This is a genomic window from Agromyces mangrovi, from assembly GCF_030296695.1.
GTDB classification, from domain to species: Bacteria; Actinomycetota; Actinomycetes; order Actinomycetales; family Microbacteriaceae; genus Agromyces; species Agromyces mangrovi.
The window spans coordinates 3,304,517-3,317,328 of sequence record NZ_AP027737.1 but is presented as its reverse complement, the minus strand read 5'-3'; the positions used below and the strand labels follow the sequence as shown (position 1 = coordinate 3,317,328).

Annotated in this window: 13 protein-coding genes; 3 read left to right on the top strand and 10 right to left on the bottom strand. The window is 73.0% G+C overall.

From position 1 onward, the window contains the following. Positions 1-28: 28 nt before the first annotated feature. Genes QUE38_RS15820 through hrcA form a run of 4 tightly spaced genes read right to left on the bottom strand, consistent with a single transcriptional unit; the run spans position 29 to position 3,321 of the window. Positions 29-385, bottom strand: coding sequence for an HIT domain-containing protein (locus QUE38_RS15820; protein WP_286309264.1), 357 nt, complete (start codon positions 383-385; stop codon positions 29-31). Positions 386-409: 24 nt separating this feature from the next. Beyond that, on the bottom strand, positions 410-1,144 hold the full coding sequence (locus tag QUE38_RS15815) for a 16S rRNA (uracil(1498)-N(3))-methyltransferase (protein ID WP_286309262.1): 735 nt from the start codon (positions 1,142-1,144) through the stop codon (positions 410-412). A gap of 1 nt (position 1,145) precedes the next feature. After that, positions 1,146-2,246, bottom strand: coding sequence for a molecular chaperone DnaJ (gene dnaJ / locus QUE38_RS15810; protein ID WP_286309260.1), 1,101 nt, complete (start codon positions 2,244-2,246; stop codon positions 1,146-1,148). Positions 2,247-2,298: 52 nt separating this feature from the next. Beyond that, positions 2,299-3,321 carry a heat-inducible transcriptional repressor HrcA gene (gene hrcA, locus QUE38_RS15805; protein ID WP_286309258.1) on the bottom strand — a complete coding sequence of 341 codons (1,023 nt, stop codon included), beginning with the start codon at positions 3,319-3,321 and terminating at the stop codon, positions 2,299-2,301. A 198-nt stretch (positions 3,322-3,519) separates the two neighbouring features. On the opposite strand from hrcA, the gene QUE38_RS15800 reads away from it, so the two are divergent. Both QUE38_RS15800 and QUE38_RS15795 read left to right on the top strand, forming a co-directional pair. Further along, on the top strand, positions 3,520-3,948 hold the full coding sequence (locus QUE38_RS15800; RefSeq protein ID WP_286309257.1) for a DUF4870 domain-containing protein: 429 nt from the start codon (positions 3,520-3,522) through the stop codon (positions 3,946-3,948). Positions 3,949-4,036: 88 nt separating this feature from the next. Further along, entirely contained in the window at positions 4,037-4,420 is a 384-nt protein-coding gene (locus QUE38_RS15795) for a DUF4870 domain-containing protein (protein ID WP_286309255.1), read from the top strand. A gap of 15 nt (positions 4,421-4,435) precedes the next feature. Here QUE38_RS15795 and hemW read toward each other — a convergent pair whose 3' ends face one another. Genes hemW through lepA form a run of 3 tightly spaced genes read right to left on the bottom strand, consistent with a single transcriptional unit; the run spans position 4,436 to position 8,169 of the window. Continuing rightward, positions 4,436-5,662, bottom strand: coding sequence for a radical SAM family heme chaperone HemW (hemW, locus tag QUE38_RS15790; RefSeq protein WP_286309253.1), 1,227 nt, complete (start codon positions 5,660-5,662; stop codon positions 4,436-4,438). 4 nt (positions 5,663-5,666) lie between these two features. Next, on the bottom strand, positions 5,667-6,314 hold the full coding sequence (locus QUE38_RS15785; protein ID WP_286309251.1) for a DUF1990 family protein: 648 nt from the start codon (positions 6,312-6,314) through the stop codon (positions 5,667-5,669). A 4-nt stretch (positions 6,315-6,318) separates the two neighbouring features. Beyond that, on the bottom strand, positions 6,319-8,169 hold the full coding sequence (lepA, locus tag QUE38_RS15780) for a translation elongation factor 4 (RefSeq protein ID WP_286309250.1): 1,851 nt from the start codon (positions 8,167-8,169) through the stop codon (positions 6,319-6,321). Positions 8,170-8,349: 180 nt separating this feature from the next. On the opposite strand from lepA, the gene rpsT reads away from it, so the two are divergent. Further along, positions 8,350-8,610, top strand: coding sequence for a 30S ribosomal protein S20 (gene rpsT, locus QUE38_RS15775; RefSeq protein WP_286309248.1), 261 nt, complete (start codon positions 8,350-8,352; stop codon positions 8,608-8,610). A 61-nt stretch (positions 8,611-8,671) separates the two neighbouring features. Here rpsT and holA read toward each other — a convergent pair whose 3' ends face one another. The 3 genes from holA to QUE38_RS15760 are packed head-to-tail and all read right to left on the bottom strand — an operon-like array spanning position 8,672 to position 12,737. Beyond that, positions 8,672-9,697 (bottom strand): DNA polymerase III subunit delta, encoded by a 1,026-nt coding sequence (gene holA, locus QUE38_RS15770; RefSeq protein WP_433996922.1) that lies wholly within the window; start codon positions 9,695-9,697, stop codon positions 8,672-8,674. Further along, positions 9,598-12,093 (bottom strand): ComEC/Rec2 family competence protein, encoded by a 2,496-nt coding sequence (locus QUE38_RS15765; RefSeq protein WP_286309247.1) that lies wholly within the window; start codon positions 12,091-12,093, stop codon positions 9,598-9,600. Before QUE38_RS15765 ends, holA begins: the two co-directional genes overlap by 100 nt. A gap of 5 nt (positions 12,094-12,098) precedes the next feature. Continuing rightward, the gene (locus QUE38_RS15760) at positions 12,099-12,737 is read right to left on the bottom strand and encodes a ComEA family DNA-binding protein (protein WP_286309246.1); all 639 of its coding nucleotides are present in this window, start codon (positions 12,735-12,737) and stop codon (positions 12,099-12,101) included. Between the last annotated feature and the right edge of the window lie 75 nt (positions 12,738-12,812).

Genomic DNA, 12,812 nt, shown 5'->3' with positions numbered 1-12,812 from the left:
GTCGAGCGACGACGTGCGTTCCTCGTCGTCAGCCGGCAAGGCTGCCCTCCTCGAGGCCACCGGCGAGCACGTGCGCGTGCACGTGGAAGACGGTCTGGCCCGCGTTCGCACCGGTGTTGAAGACCAGGCGGAAGTCGCCGTCGGCGAGTTCGGCTGCGACGCCGCGCGCGACCTCGACGAGCTCGGCGAGCAGGCCGGGGTCGGATGCCGCGAGCTCGACGACGTCGCGGTACTCCTGCGTCTTGGGGGTGACCACGACGTGCACGGGCGCCTTGGGCGCGATGTCGCGGAACGCGATGATCCGCTCGGTCTCGGCGACCACGTCGGCCGGGATCTCGCGTGCGGCGATGCGTGAGAAGACGGTCGGTTCGGCGTCGTTCGGCATGCGGCCCATCCTACGCGCGGCCGCTCACCAGCGGCCGAGCCGCGCGCTCAGCAGTGCGATGGCCGCGGGCCCCGCGGTCGAGGTGCGCAGCACGTTGCCGCCCATGCGCACGAGCAGGGCGCCGGATGCCTCGAGCCGATCGAGTTCCTCGGGCGCGATGCCACCCTCGGGGCCGACGACTATGGCCACGTCGCCCGCGTCGCCCAGGTCGGCGTCGACGAGCCGGTCGTCGGCAGTGGGCTCGAGCACGAGCGTGCGCCGCGTGCCGGCGAGGGCGGAGAGATCAGTGGTCGAGACCAGTTCGCGCACCTCGGGCAGCCAGGCCCGGATCGACTGCTTCGACGCCTCGCGGGCGATGCTGTCCCAGCGTTCGCGGCCCTTCCTCGCCTTCTGCGCGTCCCACCGCGAGACCGAACGTGCGGCCGACCACGGCTCGACCGCGTCGACGCCGAGCTCGGTCGCGGCCTGCACCGCGCGTTCGTCGCGGTCGCCCTTCGCGAGCGCCTGCACGAGCACGAGGCCGCGCTCGGGGCGCGGTGCGCGCTCCACGCGTGCGACCTCGATCGCCAGCTCCCGCGGCGCGGTGCGCAGCACCTCGCCGGTCGCGACCGTGCCGCGACCGTCGCCGATCGAGATCACCTCGCCGACGCGCACCCGGTTCACCGTGACGGCGTGCCGGGCCTCGTCGCCGGTGAGCACCAGTTCCGCCCCCGGCGCGGCATCCGCCCCGAGGTCGTCGCGCAGGAACAGGCTGGCCATGTCAGCCCAGGAAGCGGTCCCGGAGCTTGGCGAAGAGCCCCTGCTGGAAGTGTGTGAGCGAGGGCGCGGGCTGCTTGCGCGCGGAGGCGAACTGCTCGACGAGCTGCCGCTCCTTGTGGCCCAGCTTCGTGGGCGTGACGACCTGGATGCCGATGCGCAGGTCGCCGCGGCCCGATCCGCGCAGGCGCGTGATGCCGCGGTCCTTGACGGTGACGACCTCGCCGCTCTGCAGGCCGGGCTTCAGCTCGACCTCGACGTCGCCGTCGAGCGCCTTGATGGTCGCATCGGTGCCGAGGATCGCGTCGGTCATCTGCACCTCGAGCGTGCACAGCAGGTCGTCGCCGTTGCGACTGAAGACGTCGTGGTTGCGCACCTTGACCTCGAGGAAGAGGTCGCCGTTCGGGCCGCCGGCCGGGCCGGCCTCGCCGCTGCCCGGCATCTGCAGGCGCAGCCCGGTCTCGACGCCGGCGGGGATGTCGACCGCGACCGTGCGCCGAGCGCGCACCCGGCCCTGCCCCTGGCAGGTGGTGCACGGGGTGGCGATGACGGTGCCGTAGCCGCGGCAGGTGCCGCAGGGGCTCGACGTCATGACGTTCCCGAGGAGCGAGCGCACCGAGCGCTGCACGCTGCCGGTGCCGTGGCAGATGTCGCACGTGACCGGCGCGGTGCCCGGCTGGCAGCAGCTGCCGCGGCAGGTCTCGCACGTGACGGCCGTGTCGACCTCGATGTCGCGGTGGGTGCCGAACACGACCTCGTCGAGGTCGACCTCCACGCGCAGCAGGGCGTCCTGCCCGCGCTCGCGGCGCGACCGCGGCCCCCGCGACTGCTGCCCGCCGCCGAAGAAGGTCTCGAAGATGTCGCCGAACCCGCCGAAGCCCTGCTGGCCGCCGAAGCCCTGCTGGCCGCCCAGGTCGTACTGCTGGCGCTGCTTGGGGTCGCTCAGCACGTCGTAGGCGTGGGTGACCTCCTTGAAGCGCTCGGACGCGTCGGCGCCCGGGTTCACGTCCGGGTGCAGCTCACGGGCGAGTCGCCGGTAGGCCTTCTTGATCTCCTCGGGACTCGCGTCGCGCGAGACGCCCAGGACTTCGTAGTGATCTGCCACCGAGGGTGGCTCCTTTCGTCGGTCGCGGCAGCCGGGCTGGCCGGTTGCCGGGTCAGTCGTTCCCGAGCATGCGCGTCACGTACCGCGCGACGGCGCGGACCGCCGCCATGTTGCTCGAGTAGTCCATGCGGGTCGGGCCGAGCACGCCGAGGCGCGAGATCTCCCGGCCCGGTGCCGTGAAGTCGCTCGCGACCACCGAGGTCTCGCCGAGCCCGAACGGCGCGTTCTCACGCCCGATCGAGACGGCGACGCCGTGCGGGTCGCCCGCCATCTCGCCGAAGAGCTTCAGCAGCACGACCTGCTCCTCGATCGCCTCGATGACGTCGAGGATGCTGCCGGCGAAGTCCTGCTCGGTCCGCACCAGGTTCGCGGCACCCGCGACGACGAGCCGGTCGTGCCGCTGCGCGCGCGCCTGCTCGGCGAACGTGCCCGCGACCGTGCGCAGCAGCTGCGCGAGCGCCGGGGCACCGGGGTCGTCGATGCCCGCGAGTCGTTCCGCGGCGTCGCCGAGCGGCATGCCGCCGACGGCCACGTTCAGCCGCGCGCGAGCGTCGGCGAGGTCGGTCTCCTCGACCTCCTGCCCGGCGTCGACCACGCGCTGCTCGACGTGGCCGGCGTCGGTGATGAGCACGCACAGCACCCGGGTGCCGCCGACCGGCACGAGCTCGACGTGGCGCACCTTGGCGCTGCCGAACGACGGGTACTGCACGACGGCGAGCTGGTTGGTGAGCTGCGCGAGCAGTCGCACGGTGCGCGCGAGCAGCTCGTCGAGGTCGCCCGCCTCGCCGAGGAACGTCTCGATCGCGTGCCGCTGGGCCGGGCTCAGCGGCCGGAACTCGCCGAGCCGGTCGACGAAGACGCGGTACCCCTTGTCGGTGGGGATGCGGCCGGAAGACGTGTGCGGAGCCGCGATCAGCTCCTCCTCCTCGAGCAGCGCCATGTCGTTGCGGATGGTCGCCGCCGAGACGCCGAACGAGTGGCGCTCGACGATCGACTTCGACCCGACGGGCTCACGGCTGGACACGTAGTCCTGCACGATCGCCCGCAGGACCGCGAGGCTGCGCTCCGAGACCATCCGCGCTCCTCCCGTTCCGCTCGCCTTAGCACTCCGTCAAGTCGAGTGCCAATACTACCCCGCGCACGAGCGCGGAAGGCATTGCCGCGCGGCAGCGCGCGCCACTAGCGTGATCGGAGGCATCCCCCACCGGCCCGAGGGCCGAGCTGCCGACGCATCCCGCTCAGGAACCACTCGACACCGAAAGGCATGTTCGCCATGACCGACCAGCAGCCCGCCGACCCGAACGCGCAGCAGCCCCAGCAGCCGCAGCAGCCCCAGCCCGCCGCACCGAGCCCGCTCTCCCAGTCGGAGGACATCCAGTGGGCGTCGTTCGCGCACCTCGGCGGCATCCTCGGCTTCCTGCCGTCGCTGATCATCTGGCTGATCTTCAAGGACCGCGGCCCCTTCACCAACACCGAGGCGAAGGAGGCGCTGAACTTCCAGATCACCATGGTCGGCGCCTCGATCGCGCTGTGGATCCTCACCACCATCCTGATCACGATCTCGTGGGGCCTGCTCTCCCCGCTCGCGCTGTTCAACTACGCGCCGTGGGTCGTCAGCGTGATCTTCTCGATCATCGCCTTCACGAAGGTCAAGGACGGCAACCACTACCGCTACCCCTTCGCCATCCGCCTCATCAAGTAGTCGGCTGCGCCGCGCCGGAGCGCACCCTGTCGCCCGGCGCGGCGCTGTGCCAGCATTGACGAACGACCCGTACCGCAGAGGAGCATGCATGTCCGAGACCACCCCTCCGCCCCCGCCCGAGGAGCCCGCAGCCGGTGCGGCCCAGCCCCTGAGCCCCGCCGACCAGCGACTCTGGGCGACGCTGATCCACATCGGCGGCATCTTCTTCGGATTCATCCCCGCGCTCATCGGCTACCTGGTGCTGCGCGACAAGGGCCAGTTCGTGCGCGACCACACCGCGACGGCGCTGAACTTCCAGATCACCATGACGATCGCGGCCATCATCGGCTCGATCCTCATCATCGTGGTCGTCGGCATCCTGATCGTGATCGCGGTCTACGTGCTGATCATCGTGTTCAGCATCATCGCCGCGGTCGCCGCGAACAAGGGCCAGCCGTACAAGTACCCGCTGTCGATCAAGTTCGTCAGCTGAGGCGCCCGGGCGCACTCAGGCGTCGGTGATCCGACGCACCACGGCATCCGCCAGCAGCCGCCCTCGCACGGTGAGCACCAGCTCACCGGCGAGGGCGGCTTTCGCGTCCACCAACTCGTCGGCGATGAGCCCGGCGACCTCCCGGCGGCCGGCCGCGGCGAGGCTGTCGACCCGGATGCCCTCCGCGATGCGCGACCGCAGCAGCACGCGCTCGGTCTCGCGCGCGTGGTCGTCGAGCACCTCGCGCGCGGCGGCCGGCGACACGCCTCGCGCGATGCGCTCCCCGTACGCCGCCGGGTGCTTCACGTTCCACCAGCGCACTCCACCGACGTGGCTGTGCGCGCCGGGGCCGACGCCCCACCAGTCGTCGCCGCGCCAGTAGCCGAGGTTGTGGCGCGAGCGATGCGCGGCATCCGTCGCCCAGTTGCTCACCTCGTACCAGGCGTACCCGGCCGCCGACAGCCGCTCCTCGGCCAGCTCGTACATGTCGGCCTGCGTGTCGTCGGAGACCTCGCCGACCTCGCCGCGGCGGATCTGGCGCGCGAGCTTCGTGCCCGCCTCGACGATGAGCGCGTAGGCGCTCACGTGGTCGGGCGACTCCGCGATGACCGTGTCGAGGCTCCGCTCCCAGTCGCCGAGCGACTCCCCCGGCGTGCCGTAGATGAGGTCGAGGCTGACGTCGAGCCCGGCCTCGCGCGCCCAGCGCACCACGCGCGGCACGTTCGCCGGGTCGTGCGTGCGCTCGAGCGTCGCGAGCACATGCGGCACGGCCGACTGCATGCCGAACGACACGCGCGTGAAGCCGCCCTCGCGCAACCGTGCGAGGTACGCCGCGTCGACCGAGTCGGGATTGGCCTCGGTCGTGACCTCGGCACCGGCGGCGATCCCGTGCGTGCGGCGCACCGCGTCGAGCATCGCGACGAGGTCGTCGGCCGGCAGCATCGTGGGCGTGCCGCCGCCGAAGAAGACGGTCGCGGCCGGGCGGGCGGGCACGCCCGAGGCGTCGAGCACGCGAGCGGATGCCTCGAGCTCCTCGATCGCCTGGCCCGCGTAGTCCGTGCGACGCGCCCCGCGCAGCTCGTCGGCGGTGTAGGTGTTGAAGTCGCAGTAGCCGCAGCGCACGCGGCAGAACGGCACGTGCACGTAGACGCCGAATGCGCGGTCGGTCGCACCCGCGGCGGCCGAGTCCGGCAGGAGCCCGTCCTCGGGTGCCGGTTCGCCGACCGGCAGTGCGCCGGCCACGGGCCTAGACCGCCCCGGCCGGGTGCAGCGCGACGAGCTCCTCGCGCACGATCTGCTTGCGCTGGCGTCGCACGAACGGGGCGAACACCTGCGCCCAGCGACCCGCGGGCCGGTGGAACGCGCGGATCGTGAGCCACACCGTGTCGTCCTCGCGGTGCTCGATGACGAACGACTCCTCGCCGCTCATCGGCGCGCCCGAAACCGTGCCGTACGCGAAGCCGACGCGGTCGGGCTCGTCGACGACGTAGACGACGAGCATCTCGGCGCGGAACCTGGGCAGGCCGCGCCGACGCGTGATGGTCGCGGTCATGCCCGACGCGACGAACGGCGTGCCGTCGGGCGCGAACCGCTGCTCGCCCCGATCGGCGGGCTGCTGCTCGAGCGGGGTGCCCTCCTCGTCGAACAGGATGCCGAGGTACTGCTCCCCGGTGCCCTCCTGCACCTCGTCGACCTGCAGGTGCGCGCCGCGCTGGACGCCCCAGGTCATGAGCGCCTCGGCGGACCGGTCGAACCGCTCCCGCCCGCTGCCGAGCTTGATGCGGTGCTCGGCGGGCTTGAAGCCCTCGGGCGGGTAGCGCATGAGGTCGGGGTCGGTCGTGGCCCCGATCGCCCCGTAGTCGACCGACTGCTCGGTGAAGCTCTGACGTCGCATCCGCCTACTTCTTGCTCGACTCGGTCTCGCCCGAGAGCGCGGCGATGAACGCCTCCTGGGGCACCTCCACGCGACCGACCATCTTCATGCGCTTCTTGCCCTCCTTCTGCTTCTCGAGGAGCTTGCGCTTGCGGGTGATGTCGCCGCCGTAGCACTTGGCGAGTACGTCCTTGCGGATGGCGCGGATGTTCTCGCGGGCGATGATGCGCGCGCCGATGGCCGCCTGGATCGGCACCTCGAACTGCTGCCGCGGGATGAGCTCGCGCAGGCGCCCGGTCATCAGGGTTCCGTAGGCGTAGGCCTTGTCGCGGTGCACGATGGCGCTGAACGCGTCGACCTGGTCGCCCTGCAGCAGGATGTCGACCTTCACGAGGTCGGCCGCCTGGTCGCCCATGGGCTCGTAGTCGAGGCTCGCGTAGCCGGCGGTCTTCGACTTCAACTGGTCGAAGAAGTCGAACACGATCTCGCCGAGCGGCATGCTGTAGCGCAGCTCGACCCGGTCCTCCCCCAGGTACTCCATGCCGAGCAGGTTGCCGCGGCGGCTCTGGCAGAGCTCCATGATCGTGCCGACGTAGTCCTTCGGCGCGAGGATGGCGGCGCGCACGACGGGCTCGCGCACCTCGGCGACCTTGACGCCGGTCGGGAACTCGCTCGGGTTCGTGACCTCCATGTTGCGGCCGTCCTCGGTGGTGACCTCGTAGACCACCGACGGCGCGGTGGCGATGAGGTCGAGGCCGAACTCGCGGCGCAGGCGCTCGGAGATGATCTCGAGGTGCAGGAGGCCGAGGAACCCGCAGCGGAACCCGAAGCCCAGTGCGACGGAGGTCTCGGGCTCGTACACCAGCGCGGCATCCGACAGCTTCAGCTTGTCGAGGGCCTCGCGCAGCTCGGGGTAGTCGCTGCCGTCGAGGGGGTACAGCCCCGAGAAGACCATGGGCTTGGGGTCGGTGTAGCCGGGCAGCGCTTCGGACGCCGGCTTGACGGACGTGGTCACGGTGTCGCCGACGCGCGACTGGCGCACGTCCTTCACGCCCGTGATGAGGTAGCCGACCTCGCCGACGCCGAGCCCCTTCGACGGCTTCGGCTCGGGCGAGCTCACGCCGATCTCGAGCAGCTCGTGGGTCGCCTTGGTCGACATCATCTGGATGCGCTCGCGCGGCGAGAGCCGGCCGTCGATCATGCGGATGTACGTCACGACGCCGCGGTAGGCGTCGTAGACCGAGTCGAAGATCATCGCGCGGGCGGGCGCGTCGGCGTCGCCCACGGGGGCCGGCATGAGCTCGACCACGCGGTCGAGCAGCTCCTCGACGCCCTCGCCGGTCTTGCCCGAGACCCGCAGCACGTCGTCGGGCGACCCGCCGATGAGGTCGGCGAGCTCGCGCGCGTACTTGTCGGGCTCGGCGGCCGGCAGGTCGATCTTGTTCAGCACCGGGATGATGGTGAGGTCGTTCTCGAGCGCGAGGTAGAGGTTCGCGAGCGTCTGCGCCTCGATGCCCTGGGCGGCGTCGACGAGCAGGATCGCGCCCTCGCACGCGGCGAGCGAGCGGGAGACCTCGTAGGTGAAGTCGACGTGGCCGGGGGTGTCGATCATGTTCAGCGCGTAGGCGTCGCCGTCGACCTCCCACGGCATGCGCACCGCCTGGCTCTTGATGGTGATGCCGCGCTCCCGCTCGATGTCCATGCGGTCGAGGTACTGCGCGCGCATGTCGCGGTCGCTGACGACGCCGGTGATCTGCAGCATGCGGTCGGCGAGCGTCGACTTGCCGTGGTCGATGTGCGCGATGATGCAGAAGTTGCGGATGCGCGCCGGATCGGTGGCAGCAGGCGTCGGAGGGTGAACGGCTCGAGGGGACATCGTGCTCGATTCTCCCATGCTGGGGCGGCGCGCCGACACGCGTCCGGCATTGGCGTCTCGCAGGCGGTGCTGGTATCGTTGCCTGTTGGCTTGCGTGTGGGTCCCACCCCGCACGAATCGCCGCGAGGTGCCCTCCCACCGAACGGCTCCATCCGATCGACACAACGAAAGCGAACCTACGTGGCAAACATCAAGTCGCAGATCAAGCGCAACAAGACCAACCAGAAGGCGCACGAGCGCAACAAGGCCGTGAAGAGCTCGGTGAAGACCGCCGTGCGTCAGGCGCGCGAGGCCATCGCCTCGGGCGACAAGGAGAAGGCCACCGAGGCCGTGCAGGTCGCGAGCCGCAAGCTCGACAAGGCCGCCGGCAAGGGCGTCATCCACAAGAACCAGGCCGCGAACCGCAAGTCGGCCATCGCGAAGCAGGCCGCCGCGCTGTAAGTCGCGCCGCAGCATTCGAGACGGGGTCCCGCCGGAAGGCGGGGCCCCGTTTCGCGTCTGCTCAGCGACCGCGTCGCGCGATGACGCCGACGAGCTGCTCGAGCGCGAACACCGGGTCGCGGCCGGCGCCCTTGACGTTCGCGTCCGCCGTCGCAAGCGCCTGGATCGCGACGCCGAGCCCCTCGTCGTCCCAGCCGGAGAGGTCGCGCCGGGCGCGGTCGACCTGCCACGGCGCGAGCCCGAGCTCCTTCGCGAGCTGGCCGGAACCACCGCGCGTGCCCGAGACCTTGGCCATGGTGCGGAGCTTCACGGCGACGGCAGCGACCATCGGCACCGGGTCGGCTCCCGACTGCAGCGCCTGGCGCAGCGCACGCAGCGCCTCGCCGTGGCGCCCGGCGATCGCCTGGTCGGCGACCACGAACGCGGTCGTCTCGACGCGGCCGCCGTAGTAGCGGGCCACGGTCTGCTCGGTGATCTCGCCGGCCTCGTCCGCCATGAGCTGGCGGCACGCGGCGGCGAGCTCGGCGAGGTCGTCGGCGAACGCGGAGACGAGCGCACGCACCGCGCCCGGCGTCGCGTGGCGCTTCTCGGCGCGGAACTCGAGCGCGGCGAACTCGTACCGGTCGGAGTCGCGCTTGATCTCGGCGCAGACGATCTCGATGCCGCCGCCGGCGCCGCCGCGGATCGCCTCGAGGAGCTTGCGCGCACGGGCGCCGCCGGCGTGGCGCAGCACGAGGGTGGTGTCGTCGGCGGGCGCCTCGAGGTACTCGAGGGCGTCGGCGAGGAAGTCGTCGCTGCATTTCTCGACCGCCTCGACGCGGATGAGCCGCGGTTCGCCGAACAGCGACGGGCTCGCGAGCGTGAGCAGTTCGCCACGACTGGCCGACGCCGCGTCGACGTCGGTCACCTCGAGCGACGCGTCGGCGGCCCGGAGGTCGTCGCGCAGCCGTCGCATCGCGCGGTCGGCGAGGAAGCCCTCTGAACCGGTCACGAGCACGACGGGCGCGGGGCGCATCTCGTGCCAGTCGAGCTGCGGAATCGCGACCTTCGCCTTGGCGGTTCGTGCCGGTCGGGCGGTGCGGGCCACGCGATTCCTCCTCGTCGCGACCCGCCTCTCGGGTCGGCGCCGAGTCTACCGGCGCCCGCCCACGCCGGCGGTGCGCCGGTCGCCGTCGCCGGTGGGCCGCGCTCGACCCAGACCACCGGCGCGCCATCGCGCTGGGCGACGAGCACCAGCCCCGACTCGTCGGTGCGCACGGGCAGGCCGCCCCCGCCGAGCACGAGGTCGAGGGCGCGGTCGGTCGGATGCCCGTAGCCGTTGTCCGCGCCCACGCTGACGAGTCCCACGCGAGCGCCGAGCTGCTCGTACACGCCGTCGTGCTGGTCGGCCGAGCCGTGGTGCGCGACCTTGACCACGTCGACCCGCCCGAGCCCGTTCGCTGCCATCGCCCGCTGGGCGTCTTCGCCGAGGTCGCCGAGGAACGCGGTGCGCAGCCCGCCGGCGTCGACGAGCATCGCAACGCTCGCGTCGTTGCCGCCGGGCGCGCCCGGCCGCGGCCAGAGCACGCTCCAGCGGATGCCTCCGGCGGATCCCGTGTCGCCGACCGACACGCGCGCGACCCGGGCGCCGCCGAGCGGCGCGAGCGCTGCCGCCTCGCGCGGATCGTCCGCGTCGGCCACGACGACGAGCCCGACGCGGCCGGCGAGGGTTTCGGTCGCGCCGACATGGTCGGCGTCGAAGTGCGAGAGCACCAGCACGTCGACGTGGTGGACGCCGAGCACCCCGAGGCATCCGCTCAATGCCTGCCGGTCGGGACCCGTGTCCACCAGCATGGTCGCGTCGCCCGCGCGTACGAGCACGGCGTCGCCCTGGCCGACGTCGCACGCGGCCAGCACCCAGTCGGCCGGGCGGTCCGCCGTGCGCAGCCCGTCGGCGGCCCACCCCCAGCCCACCCATGCGCCCACGAGCACCACGAGGGCGGCGGCCGCGACGGCGCGCAGGCGCCGCCGGCCGGCCAGCCAGAGGGACGCGATCGCGACCACGCCCGCGCCGACCAGCACCACGCCGAGCGCGCCTGCCGGCACGCCCGCGGATGCCCCGGGCAGCCCGGCGGTCGTGCGTGCGAGCGCGGCGATCCAGGCAGCCGGCAGCCACGCGATCCAGAGCAGTGCGTGCGCGACCCCGGGCAGCACCGGCAGCACCAGGCACGCGAGCAGGCCGACGACCGTGGCGACGGGGGCCGCGGGCGCGGCGAGGAGGTTCGCGGCGACGCCGAACACCGGCACGGCGGGTTCGAGCAACGTGAGCACGGGCTGGCACGCGAGCTGCGCGGCGATCGAGAGCGCGAGCGCCTCCGCGAGCGGCACGGGCATGACGCGCCCGAGCCGGCGCGCGATCGGCGGCGCGAGCACGAGGAGCCCGGCGGTCGCGAGCACCGACAGCGCGAACCCCGCGTCGCGCGCGAACCACGGGTCGAACGCCAGCAGCCCCACGACCGCCACCGAGAGCGCCGGCACGCCTCCCCCGCCGCGTCCGAGCGCGAAGGCGACCAATACGACTCCGGCCATGGTCGCGGCGCGGACGACGCTCGCCTCGGGCGTGACGATCGCGACGAACCCCAGCAGTGCAGCACCGGCGACCGCCACGCGCGTGCGGCGCCCGAGCCCCGCGAGCGAGGCCGCCGCGAGTCCCGCCGCCGTGACGATCGCGCAGTTCGCGCCCGAGACCGCCGTCAGGTGGCTCAGCGAGCTGGCCTTCATGGCCGTGTCGAGGTCGTCGCCGACCGCCGTGGTGTCGCCGACCGCGAGGCCGGGCACGAGCGCGCCGCCGTCGCCGGGCAGCGCCTCGGCCGCCGCGGCGAAGCTCGCACCGAGCCCGCCCGCCCACGCGGACCACTCCGGCAGGTGCACGAGATCCGGCGGGCCCGCGGCGCGCACGAGCAGCACGGCCCGATCCCCCGGATCCGCGGGCCGTGCCGAGGCGAGCTCGATGCGGACGTGGGCACCGAACACGGGCGTCGGGTCGGCCGCGGGCGCGGTCACGCGCACGGGGACGTCCAGCCCGGTGATCGGGGTGCCGTCTGCGGCCGGATGCACCGCCAGTACGGTCGCCGAGAACCGCACCTGCTCCTCGCCGTCGAATCCGGGGAACGCGGCGTCCGCTCGTCCGTCGACGCGCAGCTCCCACGCAGCACTGCGTGTCGTGTCGAGCGGCACCGATCGACGGCCCTCGGCGACGCCGATCGACGCGGCGACGAGGCCCACCACGGCGGCGCCGACCGCGATCGCGCCGAGCGCGCCCGCGCTGCTCGACCGCCCGATGCCTCGTGCACGGCGCACCGCGACGACCAGCACCGCGCTGGCGGCCGCCCACGACGCGCCGGCGACCCACCACGCTCCGTCGGGCACGCCCACCAGCACGAGCGCCGCGACCCACCCCGCGGCCGCCGGCAGCGCGAGGCGCAGGTCGACTCGTGCACGCACCTCGATCACGGAATGACCAGGTCGCGCAGCCGACCGAGGGTGACCTCGCCGATGCCGGCGACCTCGCGCAGCTGCTCGACGTCGCTGAACCCGCCGTTCGCCGTGCGCCAGTCGATGATCCGCTGCGCGAGGGCCGGGCCGATGCCGGGCAACGTCTCGAGCGTCGCCGCATCGGCGGTGCCGAGCCGCACCCGCCCGTCACCCGAGACGCCCGGTGCCGCGGAGCCGGCCGCGGGCTCGTCCCCCACAACCGGCACGACGAGCTGCTCGCCGTCGGCGACCGGCCGTGCCAGGTTCACCGCGTCGGCGGCGGCGTCCTCGGCGAGCCCGCCGGCGGCGGCGATCGCGTCCACGACACGGGCGCCCTGCGCGAGTTGCACGAGTCCCGGCTGCCGCACCGCGCCGGCCACGTGCACGAGCAGCACCGACTCCTCGACCACGACGGCCGGGTCCGTCGCGGAGGCCGACGCGTCGACGGGCACCTCGACCGTGCCGCCACCGCCCGACCACGCCGACAGCAGCGCGGCACCACCGAGCGAGCCGAGGAACAGCACCACCGCCGCGCCCACGCCGATGCGCAGGCGCGGCCGACGCGCGCTCGGGGCGAGGTCGGCACCGGGGTCGTCGGGAGCGGGCTCGGGCACGCTCGCACGCTAGGCGCGCACGGGCACCCGCCCACAGGCATCCGTCGACCTCGACCGGACACGCCGGACGGGCGC